This is a genomic window from Methanofollis aquaemaris, assembly GCF_017357525.1.
Lineage (GTDB): Archaea > Halobacteriota > Methanomicrobia > Methanomicrobiales > Methanofollaceae > Methanofollis > Methanofollis aquaemaris.
The window spans coordinates 927209-943446 of record NZ_CP036172.1; the positions used below are offsets into that span (position 1 = coordinate 927209).

Sequence of the window (16238 nt, forward strand, 5' to 3'; positions counted from 1 at the left end):
AGTTGCTGTCATGATCAAAAAGCCAGGAAAGGCGTTCAATCTCACTGTACTATTACAGAGAGAGAGTTAGATCTCTCTCTCAGTATGAAAGTACAGCAGCACACACACCCGCACGGCGTCACCGGTTCCCCGGTCTCAGGGTGTGCGTGCGCACCCCGGAATGCTGACACCGATCCTGTGATCTCGCCGTGTGAAGGCGAACTCCGTGATCAAACCCCTCGCCGCCGCTTTTTGAATGGCGTCACATGCTGAAACCTGCTGAAGATCACTGAATAACAGGGAGGTCTGCTGAATGAACGGTTGTGTGCGATCGATCTGAAGGCTACCCCCCGGCCCCCCGCGCCAGGATAGGGGTGGAGACAGCAACACCCTTTTCATGTTCATCGATTTTATCTTCACGCCCCAATCGCCAGCCCGGGGGTCCGGGGGCAGAGCCCCCGGCGCGAACATGTGGGAAGGCAAATGTTCTGAAGACTTGAACGGGATGACGCGAGATCAGAACTCCAATCAAACGCTCTCAAAATGAGAAAAACACAGAAATTCGCCGTTTTCGCACCATCCATTCTCCGCCACTATACCGCCCCTTCCGCAGGCGTACCGGTGAACATGATGGTTTGATTCCCTGTGATCGGATCGGCCATCAGAAGGCCGGGATTGAACCGGTTTCCTCTCCGCACCGGCTGAAAAAACGGCGATATGAGGAGATCTGAAACGAAGCCCACACCGACCCCCGATATGAGGGGATATTCCCGGAACGGGGGGAGGTATGACAGTATCCGGGGGTGGGTCACCCCTGCCTCCCAGACCTCTATCCCTGGGTGAAGGAGGAGCGATTTAACAATGTTTTTCGTTCTTTTGAGGGCCAATAAAAAATAGATCGCACATCTATCATATAATATTTATTATTTCCCAAATATATTCGATATTCGGGCACATTTGAGAGAAACCTATATATGGAGCAATGACGTATTCTCGGATCAGAGGGAGGTGACAGTAGCCTGACAAACACGCGTCCGGGAAGAGTTCACCACCGGCCTGATCCCTGCACGGGCAGCAGGCAGGCCAGACAGGGATGTCCGGTCATCTGAGACAGACCATTATAGTTCAACATTCTTCTTTCATCCGCCCACCGGACCGGAGACCGTCTTTCAAGACCGGGATCTATCCAGAACCTGAGTGCATCTGTACAAAGTCCGCTCGAAAGAGCGGAAGCTCGAACGATGAATACTGAACCTGGAGGAGAATCGTATGAACGCGATATATACCAAAATGGTAGACGAAGCCATGGCGGCCCAGCGTGCCGACGTGGCGACGATCAAAGAGAAGCGGGGGACGAAGTACACCGTCTCTGACGGGAAGGCGTACCTCGATGCCGTCACGCAGATGCGGGTCGGCGAGGGGCAGAGCAAGGAGGTGATCGACCTCCACGTAGAGTCGGTGAAGACTCATTACAAACACCTCTCCACCCTCACCGATTATGTCAGGCCTGAGGACGACCCCTTCGTCGAGCACTACCAGACGCCGCCGGTGCTTGAGATCCTCTGCGAGGAAGACCCGGCCTTCAAGAAGAGCATGGAGGTCTTCATCGAGGGGATCGGAAAAGCCGAAGCCCTTATAGGGCGCGAGTCGGCCCGCCGGTACGCCGGGTTCTACGGCCCGACCTGTGTCGTGGACTTCGCCCTCATCCCTGGAAGCACCTCGAACGTCGTCAACCAGATCCTCAGGACCGTCGATATCCCTACACCGCACAAACAGGCGATCCTCGCGGCAAAGTCCTGGGGGATGAACACCAGTTACGGCGTCGGCGAGGTCTTCGCCCAGGCGGTTGAGGCCGGCGACACGCTGGCCGACGCTACCCGGAAAGAGATCGAGCAGCTCCAGGCAATCTACGACCACCCGGTCGAGGCGCAGGTCGATTTGATGGAACGGGCCGGGATGAACTCCTTCGACCCGAAGAAGTACATGGAGGGGTACAAACAGGACATCAAACCCTTCGTGAAGGCCGCGATCGACGCCGGCGTCCACTACGGCAACATCGCCACCGTGCCGGCCTACTGTGTCGGCGACATCTCCCACCACATCGCCCAGTCCACCTACAACATGTGCAAGGACGACGTGATCATGGGGGTGATCGAGGCGGTGACCGAGGTGATGGAGCAGAGCCTGCGGGCCTCGCTCGACAAAGTCAGGAGCGAGTATCAGATCCTCTCCCTTGCCACCGGCTCATCGGCGGCGGCGACCGAGTACATCCTCGAACTCGACGGCTTCAACGCCCCCACCGTCGTCGACCTCCTCACCAAACGCTTCCACAACTATGTCCAGCTCTACCCCACCCGCGGGGCGGCAGCGGAGTTGCACAACTGCGACTTCATGGACATGATCTGGCGGGGCTGGCGGCTCCTGGATTCGGCCAGGCGCAAACGCAACGGCGCCGGCGACGACCTCGTCCCGCTCGTCGCGGGGTACCCGGTCGACCTCTCGCCCATCCACGAGAATGAAGTGCTGATGAACCCGCAGCGCTACGCCTACCCGGCCTCGGCGATCACGGTGCGCTTCTCGGCCCTGATGCGCCTTGCCGACTACCCCTGCCTGTTGACCAGCGAACCGGTGACCGCGACGATGATGACCAATGTCATCGCCCTCCACCCCGAGCAGATCGCCGCCCCGGTGCGGGCCTGCAAAGACTGCGCTTCGGCCTCGATGGTCGACTTCAGGCACGAGTACTGCCAGTGGAGAGAGGCGGTCTGAACCGACCCCGCGCTCAGGTGAGGCATCATGAAGTGCTATGTCTGCGCCCAGGAGGGCAAGGAGACCGAGGCCGCAGGGATCTGCATCGTCTGCGGGATGGGCCTCTGCACCAGGCACATGGTGCGGGAGGACGTCGACCTCTGGGAGGGGGGCTACCCCTTCCCTGCACAGAAACTCGAGAAGAAACTCCCCAGGATCCTCTGTCCTGAGTGTGCGGTGGCGTTGAAGGAGTGACGACCTATGGTATCACTCATAAAACGGAGCGTCGCCGAACTGGTCGGGACCTTCATCCTGGTATTCTTCGGCGCCGGAGCGGCGGCGGTCACCCTGATGATCGCCCACGGGGCAGCGGCGCCGAACGAGTTCAACGTCGGGATCGGCGCCCTCGGCGGCCTGGCCGACTGGCTTGCCATCGGTCTGGCCTTCGGGATCGCCATCGCGGCGGCGATCTACGCCTTCGGCCGGGTCTCGGGGGCGCATATCAACCCGGCTGTAACCGTCGCCCTCTGGGCCATCGGGAAGTTCCCGGCAAGAGACAGTGTCGCCTATATCGTCGCCCAGCTCGTCGGCGCCGCCCTCGCCAGTCTGGCCTTCTTCGCCTGCGCCGGTATGGACGCCGTGTCCATCGGCGGACTCGGTGCCACGACACCCTTCCCTGGCATCTCAATGGGGCAGGCGGTCCTGGTCGAGGCGATCGGCACCTTCCTTTTGATGCTTGCCATCATGGGGGTGGCCGTGGACAAAAAGGCCCCGGTGGGATTTGCCGGCCTGGTCATCGGGCTGACCGTCGCCGGGATCATCACGACGACCGGGAACATCGCCGGCGCGTCGCTCAACCCGGCCCGTACCTTCGGGCCGTTCCTCGGCGACTGGCTCATCGGCGGCACCAACCTCTGGGGTTTCTTCCCCATCTACATCATCGGACCCGTCATCGGGGCGGTCGTCGCGGCGTTCCTATACCAGTGGATCGCCGCCGAGGACTGAACCCCTCTTTTTTTCCGCCCGCCCTTCACTGAACGCCTCCGCTCAGGTTCAGTCCGACGACGCCGACGACAATGAGGAGGACAGATACAGCCTTGAAGAGGGTGAATGATTCCTTGAAGACGAGGAATCCGATCACCGCGACGAGTGCGGTGCCGAGGCCCGCCCAGACGGCATAGGTGACACCGACGTCCAGTTCCTTCAGGACAAGGGAGAGGAGCCAGAAGGAGGTCGCATACCCCGCCACCACCCCCAGAGACGGGAGAGGCTGGGTGAACCCGTTGGAGAGTTTGAGACAGGTCGTGGCGCAAACCTCGATAGCGATCGCACCGAGAAGGGTGAAGAGTGCATTCATGCAAGACACTGATGCGTGATGCCAGGTTATTAAGGAAGATGAAACCGGCGGGGTTGCAAACCGTCGTCTCCTCCTGGGTCCGGGTAACGGTGATGACCGACGATCCGGTATAGCATGCCTGAAGGCGATCTGGCGGAACGAATACGAGGCGCGAACCTACGTCGCCCTCGTCGGCATGGGAGAGGGTACGGCCAGGACGATCACGCAGATGAGAGATGTATCCGGGACGGCACCAACCTCTTCACGATCATCTCTCTGCCTTCCTGCCCAATCTTCACAGGGAGTCAGGTGGTCGCAAAGACCTGGCACAAAGATAGGAGAAAGCGTGGGATCAGAGAGTTATAACCAAAAATATGAGGTTTTCTCCACGGTCGGGGCACCATCTTTTTTCTTGAAGCAATGATAGACGGAGTACTATGACAGCCACGGTCTACTTTGCAGAGGCCGGGATCGGCCCCCGGCGGGAGAACACCCTCACGAAAATCAGGCGGCTCTTCGACGCCGCGGGGATCGCTTCGTGCATCGGCGACGGCGACCTGACGGCGATCAAACTTCACTTCGGTGAGTGGGGTAACGATACCCATATCAGCCCGGTCTGGGTGCGGGAGGTGGTCGACGGCGTGCGGACGGCCGGGGGCAACCCCTTCCTCACCGACACCAACACCCTGTACTCGGGGATGCGGGAGAACACCGTCGACCACCTCGCCACCGCCCTCCGTCACGGCTTCGGGTACGAGGTGACCGGGGCGCCGCTGGTGATCGCCGACGGCCTCAGGTCAGGGAACTGGCGTGAGGTCGCGATCAGGAAGAACTATTTCGAGCAGGTGAAGATCGCCGGCGATATCCTGGACGCCGGGAGCATGATCGTCCTCTCCCATGTGAAGGGACACGGGATGGCCGGGTTCGGGGGCGCGATCAAGAACCTCGCGATGGGGTGCGCCCCGGCCGCCGGAAAGATGGCGCAGCACCAGGGGCTCTGCCCGGTCGTGGACGAGGACGCCTGCGAGGGGTGTTGGGCCTGCGTCAATGCCTGCCCAAAGGGCGCCCTCGAAGCCGGGGCCGAGACGGTGGAGGTGGTCTCGACACGGTGCATCGGGTGCGGCGAGTGCATGACCGTCTGCCCGACCGGGGCGCTCGACTTCGACTGGGCAAACGGGCTGGTGCCCTTCATGGAGATGATGACCGAATACGCCCTCGGCGCTGTGCAGGGGAAGGAGGGGAAAGTTGGGTACCTCAACTTCCTGGTGGACATCACCCCGGACTGCGACTGCTGCCCGTGGAGCGACTCGCGGATCGTCCCCGACATCGGGATACTCGCCTCCACCGACCCGGTCGCCATCGATGCGGCAAGTTTCGACCTGGTCAATGCCAGGCAAGGGATCAAGGAGAGCCGTCTTCTCGGCAACCATGCGCCCGGCGAGGACAAGTTCAAGGGCGTCGCCCCGTACACCGACGGGATGCGGCAGGTACGGTACGGCGAGGAGATCGGACTGGGCGATGCCGACTATGAACTCATCACCATCTGAAGGGCCCGACCTCGCAGGACTCAGGGAGGAGGAGGCCGGGCTTGCGGCGGCGGCTGCCGGGGTCACTGGGGCGCCGGGGGTGACCGCCCTCGACCACCTCGTCATCAGGGCCGGGGCGGGAGAGGCGACGGCGGTGGCCGGTGAAATCCTCGGGCTCTCCAGGTACTGCCCGGCACGGGCGACTGAGGCCGACGGTCTTCTCACCATCGTCCTGGAGCGTCCGAACTGTCCGCCGCTTCTGGTCAGAGAGGAGAGAACGATCGGGAAAGGGACCGGATGTGCGGCGGTGGCGTTCAGGGTGCGCGATCTCTCTGCGTTCACCAGAGCGTGTGCGGCCGCGGGCGTCCCGTACCGCCCGGCCGGTGCCGTCATGGTCGAGGCTGGCCGCCCGACCCTCACCGGTGTGCGTTACCTCTTCACCGCCAGCGGAATGCCTGAGTCCGAAGGGCGGGAGGTCAATCTCTCCCTCAACGTCCCGGATCGTCCCTACCTCGCGGCCGCCGGATGCCCGGACCACCTGGCCGTACGCCTCGACCCCCGCGACCGTGCGGCGGCGGTGATCGAGTGTCTCCACCTCACCGGTGGGATCTTCGAGGGTTCGGAGTATGTCACCCCCTTCCGCTCGGTCAACAGCGTGGTGCGAGTGAAGAATGCAGACTTCGCTCTCAATTTTGTCTCAGGAACAACACCCGGCGCACCCGACCCCTTCCTCGCCCGCTTCGGCCCCGGTGTCCACCACCTTGCCTTTACGACTCGCGGCGTCGCGACCGTGGCGGCGGGGCTGGAGGAGGACGGCGTCGGGTTCGCCCTCCCGCTCACCGAGTCGCCGGCTGCCGGCGTCAGGCAGATGATGGCCGCGAGGTCCGAACTGACCGGGTTGATCGTCGAGTACATCGAACGGTTCGAAGAGTTTGCGGGCTACTTCGATCCAGGCGCCACCGTGCGGCTCTGATAACTTATTCGACAGGAGGCTCGCCGGCCAGAGCCCGCACCACCAGTCCCCTGAGGTACACCACCTGACCGTGCTCAGGGCAGACCTCCAGAACGGCATCGCAGGTCTCAAGCGCTTTCTCATACTGTCCGAGTTGGTACAGGGACCAGGCCGCGTTCTTGCGGGCGTCAAGGTCGGTCGGGTCGAGTTCGATGGCCCGGTCAAAGTTTGCGACCGCCTCCTCATGCTGTTCCATGAGGGCGAGGACGATCCCGCGCATGAACCAGACCGCCTGGTTCTCGGGCTCGATCTCCGCGGCCCGGTTATAGGCGTTGAGGGCGCTATGCAGGTGGCCCACCGCCTTCAGGGATCGGCCGAGAACATACCAGGCGTAGGCGTATCCCGGGTCGATCGCGACCGCCTGGCGGGCGCTCTCCGCCGCCTCCCAGAACCGGTCCACATAGTACAGGGCCACCCCCCGCCGCAGCCAGACCTCAGGGAGGTCGGGGTTGACGGCAAGCGCCCGATCAAAACACGCGATCCCCTCGTCGGTCCGCCCGGTCTCGGCGAGGACCATACCCTTTCGATACAGGGCACCGGGATGGGCCGGTTCTTCCTTCAAGGCGGCGTCATATCTCTCCAGCGCCCCGGCATAGTCGCCCTGCTCCATGCGGGCATCCCCCTCAGCGACCAGCCGCGCCGCACTCTCAACCAACTGCTGCATGGGGCCGGGATCGGTGCGTCCCCTGATAAAATATACGGTGAAGCGAGGGTTTCATCATCTTACGTTTCCTACCCTGAGAGGCAATGGACCTCCCCACAGTATTCCTCATCGCGGTCGGCCTGGCCATGGACGCCACCGCCGTCTCGGTCGCGGGCGGCGTCTCGGTCAGGGAAGGGCGAGCCAGGACCGCCCTCACCCTCGCCCTCATCTTCGGCGGGTTCCAGACTGGAATGACCGTGCTCGGTTGGTATGCCGGGTCGGCCCTCGCCGGTTTCATCGGCTGGATCGACCACTGGATCGCCTTCTTCCTCCTCCTCGTCATCGGCGGGAGGATGGTCTACGATGGAATGAAAGGGGAAGACGGCGAACCGGTCGCCTTCGAGAGCCCGCTCGTCCTCCTCACCCTGGGTATCGCCACCTCCATCGACGCCCTTGCCGTCGGCCTCTCCTTCGCTGTCCTCGGGTCGGCCGTGCTGGTGCCGGCTGCGATCATCGGGATCGTGAGCGCCCTCCTCTCGCTCGTCGGGTTCTGGTTCGGCGGAGTCTTTGGCGGCAGGCACCGGGAGTGGGCCGAGGTCGTCGGTGGGGCGGTGCTGATCTTCATCGGGGTGCGGATCCTCTTCGAGCACCTCTTCATCTGACCGGCCCGACACGCCGGCGCATCTTCTCGAAATAGCGCTGGTGATACTCTTCGGCCCGCCAGAACCGGCTGGCGGGCGAGATCTCGGTGACGACCGGCCGCCGATATTTCCCGGACCGATCAAGTTCTTCTTTTTCTGCAAGGGCGAGATCCCGCTCCCCCTCGTCGGTGGAAAAGACCGCCGAGCGGTACTGGCTCCCGACGTCTGGCCCCTGCCGGTCAGGTGTCGTCGGGTCGTGGAGCGTCCAGAAGTGCCGGAGGAGGTCGGCAAAGGTGACTTTCTCGGGATCGTAGATCACCTCCACCGTCTCGGCATGCCCGGTCTTCCCGGTGCAGACCTGCCCGTAGGTGGGACGGTCGACGGTCCCGCCCATGTACCCGACCGCGGTCTCGACGACGCCCGGCACCTTCCGAAACGCCTCCTCCACTCCCCAGAAACAGCCGGCCGCAAAGTATGCCTTCTTCAGGCTCATGCCCCCTCCTCTGCAGGAGGGATGATAGTCCTTATGGGGAGGAGACGCCACCTCCCTCCATGCACCCGATCTGGGCCGACGATCCCGCCGAGGCTCTGGCTCTCCAGGCACGCCTCCGCCGCCGGGTCGTCGCCAGAGGTGCGCCAGCACCCGCTCTCGTCGCCGGGCTCGACGCGGCGTACTCCCGCGACGGCGCGACTATCTACGGAGCCGCCGTCCTTTTTTTGTTTCCGGGCCTGGAGCAGGTCGGCGAGGCATGGACCGAGTGTGAGGCGCGGTTCCCATACATCCCAGGGCTCTTCGCCTTCAGGGAAGGCCCCGCGCTCTGTGCCGCCCTCGAAGCGCTGGACCGAACCCCCGACCTCATCCTTGTCCACGGCCACGGTATTGCTCACCCGCGGCGGTGCGGGATCGCCTCGCACCTCGGCGTCCTCCTCGGCACCCCTTCCATCGGCGTCGCCGACCTCCTCCTCGTCGGCGAGGCCGGGGAACCAAGGGGTGAGAGGGGCGCCGCCGCCCCGGTCCGCTTCGAGGGCGAGGTGGTCGGGTGGGCGGTGCGGACGAGGACCGGCGCCCGCCCGATCTATGTCTCCCCCGGCCACCTGGTAGGCCACGCCGCCGCGGTCGAGTTGGTCCTCGCCATGACCGGGAATTACCGGAGACCCGAACCCCTCAGGGCCGCCCACCGCTGCGCCGTCTCGGTCAGGGCGGGCAAAACCAAGCGTTGATATCAGGGCAGGGCATAGAGAGGCGCATGGAGACCGGGGAGGGGGAAGAGAAGAAGGAGAAGGAGACCCGCACCGAGACCCTGAAAGTGACCGGGATGCACTGCGCCACCTGCGCCATCACCGTCGAGAAGGCACTCAAAGAGATGAAAGGGGTGAGCAGCGCCTCGGTGAACCTCGGGGCCGAACAGGCATCGGTGGAGTACGACCCTTCCAAGGTCTCGCCGGTCGAGATCGAGCAGGCGGTCACCGGCGCAGGCTACGGGGTCGTCACCGGCAGGGCCACCCTCAAGGTCGGCGGGATGATGTGCGCCACCTGCGTGAAGACCGTCGAAGCGGCGCTGCAGGCCATCCCCGGCGTCCACACCGCGATGGTGAACCTCGGGGCCGAACGGGCCTATGTCACCTACAACCCCACGGCAGTCGGCGTTCCTGAGATGAAGGCGGCGATCGAGGCCGCGGGATACCAGTACCTGGGGATGGAGGGGGAGGAGACCGGTGAGATCGAACGCAAAGCGCGGGAGGCCGACCTTCAGGACCGACTCCGGCGGACCGTCGTCGGTGCCGTCGCCTCGGTGGCCCTGATTGCGCTGATGTTCTTTGCGCCGCCGCTCCCGGTGACGATGCCCTACGTCCTCCTAGTCGTCGCCACCCCGCCGTTCCTCTACCTCTCATGGCCAATCTTCCTGGCGGCCTGGCGGGCCCTGAAGAACCGGTCCCTGAATATGGACGTGATGTACTCGATGGGCATCGGCGTCGCCTTCGGCGCTTCGGTGCTGGGGACCTTCAGGGTCGTGCTCACCACCGACTTCCTCTTCTACGAGACGGCGGTGATGCTCGCCACCTTCCTCACCCTGGGCCGGTACCTGGAGGCCAGGGCGAAGGGACGGACCGGCGAGGCGATCGCCGCCCTCGTCCGTCTCAGGCCGAAGACCGCCACGGTGCTCGTCGACGGCGAGCGGGTGGAGCGGCCCATCGACGAGGTGAAGCCCGGAGACGTGGTGCTGGTCCTGCCCGGCGCACAGGTTCCGGTCGACGGCGAGGTGAGAAAGGGAGAGAGTTATGTGGACGAGTCGATGGTCACCGGCGAACCGGTCCCGGTCGGGAAAGGGCCGGGCGAGAACGTCGTCGGTGGGACGGTCAACGGCGACGGCGTGCTGGAGGTGACGGCGACGCGGGTCGGGAGGGACACCGTCCTTGCCCAGATCATCAGACTCGTCGAGGAGGCCCAGGGGACGAGGCCGCCGGTCCAGCGGATCGCCGACACCGCGGTCACCTACTTTATCCCGACCGTCCTCGCCATCGCCGCGGCCTCTTTTGTGACCTGGTATTTTGTCCTGGATGCCCCGCTCATCTTCGCTCTCTCCACGCTCATCGCCGTCCTGGTCGTCGCCTGCCCCTGCGCTCTGGGGCTTGCCACACCGACAGCGATCACCGTCGGGGTCGGGCGCGGGGCCGAACTCGGGATCCTGATCAAGAGCGGCGAGGCGCTGGAGGTGGCCGAGGGCCTGGACGTCGTCGCCTTCGACAAGACCGGCACCCTCACCAGGGGGACGCCGGCCGTCACCGACGTGGTGGGTATCGGTGAGGACGAGACCGGGGTGCTTGCCCTGGCCGCCGGCGTCGAACAGAACTCGCAGCACCCGGTGGCCGCCGCCATCGTCCGCCGGGCCGAAGAAGAGGGACTCGCGCTCCCGGAGAGCACGGGCTTTGAGACGGTCCGCGGCAAGGGGATCGTCGCCGCGGTCGGCGGACGCCGGGTGGCCCTCGGCAACCGCGCCCTGCTCGCGGACGAGGGGGTCGTCCTGGCGGGCCGGGCCGCGGAGGAAGGGGCGCGGTACGAGGGCGAGGGCAAGACCGTCTCGTACCTCGCGGCCGACGGCGAGATCATCGGGGTCGTCGCCGTCGCCGACACTCTCAAACCGACGGCGGCGAGAGCGGTCGAGGCGCTCATGAAGATGGGGCTCTCGATCGTGATGGTCACCGGGGACAACCCACGTACGGCCAGGGCCATCGCCGACCAGGTCGGGATCGAACGGGTTCTGGCCGAGGTGCTCCCCGACCGGAAGGCGGCCGAGGTGAGGGCGCTCCAGGACAGGGGCAGTCATGTCGCCTTTGTCGGGGACGGGATCAACGACGCCCCGGCGCTGGCCCAGGCCGACCTCGGGATCGCCATCGGCGGCGGGACCGACGTGGCCATCGAGAGCGGCGACGTGGTCCTGGTCAGGGACGACCTCACCGATGTCCCCGCTGCGGTGCAACTCGCAAGAAAGACCATCGGCCGGGTGAAACTCAACCTCTTCTGGGCCTTCGCCTACAACGCCGCCCTCATCCCGGTGGCCGCCGGCGTGCTCTACCCCTCCTTCGGGATCGTCTTCAGGCCCGAACTGGCAGGCCTCGCCATGGCCGCCAGTTCGGTCACGGTCGTCTCCCTCTCGCTCCTCCTGAAAGGATATATACCGGAAGCAAAGAGGGGAGAGACGAGGTAAATCAGATGGAGATCGACCCGGTCTGCAAGATGAAAGTCGACCCGGCGACGGCGAGACACACCACGGAGTACCGAGGAAAGACCTACTATTTTTGCGCCCCGGGGTGCAAGAAGGCGTTTGAGGCGGAGCCTGAAAAGTATCTTAAGGAGTGAGGCGGGAGCGGAGGGAATACAGTTCAATCGCCGGAGACCCCGACCTTTTTCTTCACGAAATTACGGCTTTATAGAATCGTTCATGAACCCCGGGCTCAAGCATACGCGATGAAAATAATTCTGAGCGGTACTTTTAAGTGTGGAGGTATTTCTGATCACATTCCTTACAGCAGGGCAGTGGGCGGGGACACGGTTCTATCGCCGCCCCCTATGTCCATAATCATACCCCCTCCTTCCGGCCTCTATCGCGATCCCGCCCCTTCGAAAGAGTGCCAGGAGGGGCAGGAACCGGATTGTGGTTTGATACAGCATCGGTCTGATTCCCGATCTACGACGCATCTATATGCGATCTCTGATCACTTCCTCTACATATCACTTCCCGGACAAACGAGAGACTTTGAAAAATATCTGACACTTTCTGACCTCTAAAAGAGGAGGTAATCACTCTAAAATAACTCCCTACAATAATTCCGATATATCCAGTCTCCAGATGGCAGAGTATGAGGACACCACCACTTGATCACCATGATGAAATCAATTTCAGACCGGAAAACAAGGAAAACCCGTCTCAACAGACAATATCACGAAATCTCGAAAATATTCTGCAAAGAAATATACTTTTAAGTAGGGGCGGGTCTCAAATAGAGACGCAATTGATTTTACGGGTGAGCGATGGATTGACCAGAACATTTGTGCCAAAACGGGTGTTTTTCACCTGCGGCGTGGGACGGGACTCCGAGTATCTCGGGTCCTTTGAGATGGCGTTGCGAGCAGCAAAGATCGAGTGCTACAACCTGGTGACGGTGAGTTCGATCCTGCCCCCCAAGTGCCGGATCATATCGCGCCCCGACGGCCTCGCCGACCTCGAACCGGGAAGCATCGTCTTCACCGTCATGTCGCGGATCGCCTCCAACGAACCGCACCGGCGGATCTCGGCCTCTATCGGCGTGGCCATCCCCGAAGACATGGAGAACCAGTGGGGATACTTTGCCGAGCACCACGCCTTCGGCGACAACAAAGAGAAGACCGGAGAGTACGCCGAACGCCTTGCCTACAATATGTATAACAGCATCACCGACAAGATCCCGGAAAAAACCCTTAATATCACCGAGAGTGCAGTCGTAGATGAAGAAGGCACATGGACCACCGTACTCGCGGCCACCGTCTTCCTCATGGAGTAGAGATGACATCACGCACACGCGCACACCATACCGTCTGTCCGTATTGCAACGAAGAGGTCTACCTTGAGGAGTTAATCGGCGGAAAGTGCCCACTCTGCGGCTCCGCCCTCGAAGACCTCGAAGACGATTGCCTCGAGATCGATGACGGACTCGAACGCTCCGACCTCTCCTGGCTCATCTGCCACTACTTCCTCTTCAAGAAACTCGACGACCTCGGAGCCAACCCCCTCCAGGCCATGCAGATCATCGAGAAGTTCGAGGAGAAGAGAGAGAGCGGAAACGATGGCGAAAGCGTCACCTTCGAGATCGAACTGCCATACACCCGCCGGGAACAACTGCTCCCTAAACGCTGCGCAGACTGCGGCCACCTCTTCCTCAGGGGCGGCAAAAAAATCTTCACCGGGGACACGGAGAAGCCGGGATATTCCGTCTTCTTCCGATGCCCCGTCTGTTCTCAGTAAGTCCGTGCGATCACGGTCGAAGTTCCCTGCCGGCCACAGACCGCACACGGACCCTCTGACTTTTTGATATGCGGGCTGCGCACCTCGGTCCCGAGGACGCTCCCGTTGGTCACTTTTTCCAGTTCTTCGGCGCATGCCTCGTCACCACACCAGTGGACGACCGCGATCCCGGTCTTGACCGCCTCAGCCGCCTCCTCGACACTCCCGGCCTCGGTGATGTGCGAGGTGAGGAACTCCTCGGCCTTCGTGCGCAGACGGGCCGCATAAGCTCCCAGGATCTCGGGAACCGCGGTGACGACCTCGTCCCGCTGCACCGTCATCTTCTCGCCGTCCCTGGTGGCGGCGACGACCGTGCCGGCGTCCAGGTCGCGCGGCCCGACCTCGATCCGCAGGGGCACGCCGTGCATCTCCCAGTGATAATACTTCGCGCCCGGACGCATATCCCTGGTATCGATCTTCACCTTGAGACCTGAGGTTTCGAGTTCGGCCTTCAGCGCCTCGGCCGCCGCCAGCACCTCGTCGGCGCGCTTCTTCATGATGATCGGGATGACGACCACCTGGACCGGGGCCACCTTCGGCGGGAGGACCAGACCTTTGTCGTCGCCGTGGACCCCAATCGTCGCCGCAATACACCGCTCCGAGATCCCGTAGCAGGTCTGGTGGACATACTGCTGCTGCCCCTCGGCGTCCTCGTAGGTGATCTCGAAAGTCTTCGAGAAGTGGTCGCCGAGATGGTGGACCGTTCCCACCTGGAGCGTCCGGCCGTCAGGCATCAGGGCATCGACGGCCATCGTGTAGTCGGCGCCCGGGAACTTGTCCCAGTCGGGCCGGCGGGAGATGGTGATCGGGATGCAGAGGTCGTCGTAGAACCGGGTGTACAGCGAGAGGGCGATCTCCACCTGTGCTGCCGCCTCATCCCAGGTGGCATGGGCGGTGTGGGCCTCCTTGAACGAGGTGATCTCCCGCAGACGGATGAGCGGTCTCGTGTGCTTGGTCTCGTACCTGAAGGTGTTGACGATCTGGTAGACCTTGAGCGGGAGGTCGGCATGCGACCTGATCCAGAGGGCGAACATCGGGTAGATGGATGTCTCGCTCGTCGGCCGCAGGGCCAGGGGGATGTCGAGTTCGGAGAGACCACCGTGGGTGACCCAGTAGACCTCGTCCTCGAAACCCTTGATGTGCTCGGCCTCTTTCATGAACTCGGTCTTTGGAATGAGAAGCGGAAAAAGCGTCTCCTCATGCTCCGAACCGTCGAGGAGGTTGCGGAGGATGGCATAGGTCTGCCGCCGCAGCCCGAACCCGAAGGGGTACCAGACATACAGCCCCTTGACCGGGTAGCGGACGTCCATGATCTCCGCCCGCCAGAGCACGTCATTGTACCATGCCGAAAAGTCAGATTTTGATGGGAGTGAACCGCTCTCTTCTTCCATTGGGGTACCTCAAATCACTACCTGTAGGAGTGCGGGCGTAATAAATGCCTCTATAACGGCCGCCACAACGAGAAGAGGGACGACAATACGGAGAAATTGTCCGCCCATCCTGGTGGCCTCGGCCACCGCGTCGCCCCGGCCCATCAACTCCGCCACCATCGCCCTGGCCAGGGCAAGACCAAGGGCGCCGGAGATGAAGATGGCAGGAAGCTCGAAGATTCCGTGGGGAACGATCCCCGCCGCCAGGCCGAGGGGCCCGAGGGTGTCGATGATCTCGTTGACGAAGATGCCGACGACCAGGCCGTTGGAGAAGAGGATGAAGAACGTGAGCAGCCCGAAGGTCGCCCCTCCGAGGAAGAGGATTGCACAGGCCTGGAGGTTGTTGAGGAAGATCTTTGCGGCGAGCATGAGGGGTGCATCATCGGCGACCTGGGCGAAGACGCCTTCTTTAACGGTATCCAGGAGCATCTGGGCCGCGGGGTCGCCCGAGGCCGCAAAGACGTAGCCGGCACCGGCCCCGCCGAAGAAGAGGAGGAGGGCGACGGCCAGCGGGAGGAGGAGGGCGTCTCTAGACATAGAGCACCATACGCATCAGATCCCTGATCCCCGGCGCCATCCCGACAACGATCATCGCCAGCAGGACCAGGTGCCAGAAGGCGGGGTTCCCCTCTTTCCGGTAGAGTTCGAGGATGTAGATCGCCGGGACGATCACCGCCAGTTTCAGGAGGAACATCGAAAAGGCCGTGCCGGTCAGGTCGATGAGATGGGAACCGACGACGTGCTGCTCCACATAGTGGAGGGGGTGGAGGTCGATCCCGAAACTCGTGGCACTCGCATCGAGCATGTGTCCGAAGATGAGGAGGGCGTACAGGGGCTCGGTGACATATTCCCAGCCGGCAAGGTAGCGGAGGGCGCCCCAGACGGCGGCCGTCGTGGCCACTGCCATCGCCGGGATGACGAAGAGGACGACAAAGTCGATCTGCGTGTGCGTCGCACCCCAGACCATAAGCAGGAGGAAGGACGCCACCGAGAGGGCGATGCCGGTCCAGGCATAGGGCCGGGTGTAGTCGGAGACCACGCCTTTGAGTTCGAGGAGACGGGAGACAAACAGGGCCCCGGCGGTGATGAAGAAGATCGCAAAGAAGATGAGCGGGGTAATCAGCAGGAACCTGATGTCGGAGGTGATCATCCCGGTGTCCTCGACCACCCGCAGGAGACCGCCGAGCACGACGAAGGGGATGGTGGAGAGGACGAACTTCCGGTCCACCGGAATTCCAAACCGCTGGAGGCCCCGGTAGACGAGATATACCGCGATGATCAGGATTATCGCATACGTGAGCGTATCGACGACCGTGTACGCCTGACCATACCTGATCGGATCGATGTAATATTTGTAGATGAAGTCCCTAATCATCTGTGATC

At 62.8% G+C, this 16238-nt stretch carries 17 protein-coding genes; 11 read left to right on the plus strand and 6 right to left on the minus strand.

The features are described from left to right. The first annotated feature begins 1248 nt into the window (after positions 1-1248). From RJ40_RS04525 to RJ40_RS04535, 3 genes are read left to right on the plus strand one after another with little or no spacing between them, the layout of a single operon-like run. The gene (locus RJ40_RS04525; RefSeq protein ID WP_265582169.1) at positions 1249-2748 is read left to right on the plus strand and encodes a DUF2193 domain-containing protein; all 1500 of its coding nucleotides are present in this window, start codon (positions 1249-1251) and stop codon (positions 2746-2748) included. Between the two features lie 27 nt (positions 2749-2775). Further along, positions 2776-2982, plus strand: coding sequence for a DUF2180 family protein (locus RJ40_RS04530; protein WP_265582170.1), 207 nt, complete (start codon positions 2776-2778; stop codon positions 2980-2982). 6 nt (positions 2983-2988) lie between these two features. Further along, entirely contained in the window at positions 2989-3732 is a 744-nt protein-coding gene (locus RJ40_RS04535; protein ID WP_265582171.1) for an MIP/aquaporin family protein, read from the plus strand. Between the two features lie 25 nt (positions 3733-3757). Here RJ40_RS04535 and RJ40_RS04540 read toward each other — a convergent pair whose 3' ends face one another. After that, on the minus strand, positions 3758-4084 hold the full coding sequence (locus tag RJ40_RS04540) for a DMT family transporter (RefSeq protein ID WP_265582172.1): 327 nt from the start codon (positions 4082-4084) through the stop codon (positions 3758-3760). A 416-nt stretch (positions 4085-4500) separates the two neighbouring features. Here RJ40_RS04540 and RJ40_RS04545 point away from each other — a divergent pair, with 416 nt between their 5' ends. Further along, positions 4501-5610, plus strand: coding sequence for a DUF362 domain-containing protein (locus RJ40_RS04545; protein WP_265582173.1), 1110 nt, complete (start codon positions 4501-4503; stop codon positions 5608-5610). Continuing rightward, positions 5591-6562: a VOC family protein gene (locus RJ40_RS04550; RefSeq protein WP_265582174.1), complete on the plus strand. Its 972-nt coding sequence runs from the start codon at positions 5591-5593 to the stop codon at positions 6560-6562. The genes RJ40_RS04545 and RJ40_RS04550 overlap by 20 nt, the downstream gene beginning before the upstream one ends. Positions 6563-6566: 4 nt before the next feature. On the opposite strand, the gene RJ40_RS04555 is transcribed toward RJ40_RS04550, so the two are convergent. Then, positions 6567-7265 (minus strand): tetratricopeptide repeat protein, encoded by a 699-nt coding sequence (locus RJ40_RS04555; RefSeq protein WP_265582175.1) that lies wholly within the window; start codon positions 7263-7265, stop codon positions 6567-6569. Positions 7266-7348: 83 nt separating this feature from the next. Between RJ40_RS04555 and RJ40_RS04560 the strand changes: the two genes are divergently transcribed. Beyond that, a complete protein-coding gene (locus tag RJ40_RS04560) occupies positions 7349-7906 on the plus strand; it encodes a manganese efflux pump MntP (protein ID WP_265582176.1) in 558 nt (185 codons plus the stop codon). Here RJ40_RS04560 and msrA read toward each other — a convergent pair. Further along, on the minus strand, positions 7899-8378 hold the full coding sequence (msrA, locus tag RJ40_RS04565; RefSeq protein WP_265582177.1) for a peptide-methionine (S)-S-oxide reductase MsrA: 480 nt from the start codon (positions 8376-8378) through the stop codon (positions 7899-7901). The two genes, RJ40_RS04560 and msrA, sit on opposite strands and share 8 nt — an antisense overlap. Before the next feature lie 59 nt (positions 8379-8437). Here msrA and RJ40_RS04570 point away from each other — a divergent pair, with 59 nt between their 5' ends. From RJ40_RS04570 to RJ40_RS04590, 5 genes are all read left to right on the plus strand, one after another. After that, positions 8438-9106 (plus strand): endonuclease V, encoded by a 669-nt coding sequence (locus RJ40_RS04570; RefSeq protein WP_265582178.1) that lies wholly within the window; start codon positions 8438-8440, stop codon positions 9104-9106. A 26-nt stretch (positions 9107-9132) separates the two neighbouring features. Further along, positions 9133-11592 (plus strand): heavy metal translocating P-type ATPase, encoded by a 2460-nt coding sequence (locus tag RJ40_RS04575; RefSeq protein WP_265582179.1) that lies wholly within the window; start codon positions 9133-9135, stop codon positions 11590-11592. 5 nt (positions 11593-11597) lie between these two features. After that, complete coding sequence (locus RJ40_RS04580) at positions 11598-11744, plus strand: YHS domain-containing protein (RefSeq protein ID WP_265582180.1); 147 nt, start codon at positions 11598-11600, stop codon at positions 11742-11744. 692 nt (positions 11745-12436) lie between these two features. Next, complete coding sequence (locus RJ40_RS04585) at positions 12437-12925, plus strand: pyruvoyl-dependent arginine decarboxylase (protein ID WP_322743912.1); 489 nt, start codon at positions 12437-12439, stop codon at positions 12923-12925. Between the two features lie 2 nt (positions 12926-12927). After that, entirely contained in the window at positions 12928-13386 is a 459-nt protein-coding gene (locus RJ40_RS04590) for a hypothetical protein (RefSeq protein ID WP_265582182.1), read from the plus strand. Here RJ40_RS04590 and proS read toward each other — a convergent pair. Genes proS through RJ40_RS04605 form a run of 3 tightly spaced genes read right to left on the minus strand, consistent with a single transcriptional unit; the run spans position 13380 to position 16230 of the window. Beyond that, complete coding sequence (gene proS, locus RJ40_RS04595; protein WP_265582183.1) at positions 13380-14816, minus strand: proline--tRNA ligase; 1437 nt, start codon at positions 14814-14816, stop codon at positions 13380-13382. The genes RJ40_RS04590 and proS overlap by 7 nt on opposite strands. 9 nt (positions 14817-14825) lie before the next feature. Continuing rightward, the gene (locus tag RJ40_RS04600; RefSeq protein ID WP_265582184.1) at positions 14826-15392 is read right to left on the minus strand and encodes a stage II sporulation protein M; all 567 of its coding nucleotides are present in this window, start codon (positions 15390-15392) and stop codon (positions 14826-14828) included. Further along, positions 15385-16230 carry a DUF63 family protein gene (locus RJ40_RS04605; RefSeq protein WP_265582185.1) on the minus strand — a complete coding sequence of 282 codons (846 nt, stop codon included), beginning with the start codon at positions 16228-16230 and terminating at the stop codon, positions 15385-15387. Before RJ40_RS04605 ends, RJ40_RS04600 begins: the two co-directional genes overlap by 8 nt. Positions 16231-16238: the final 8 nt, after the last annotated feature.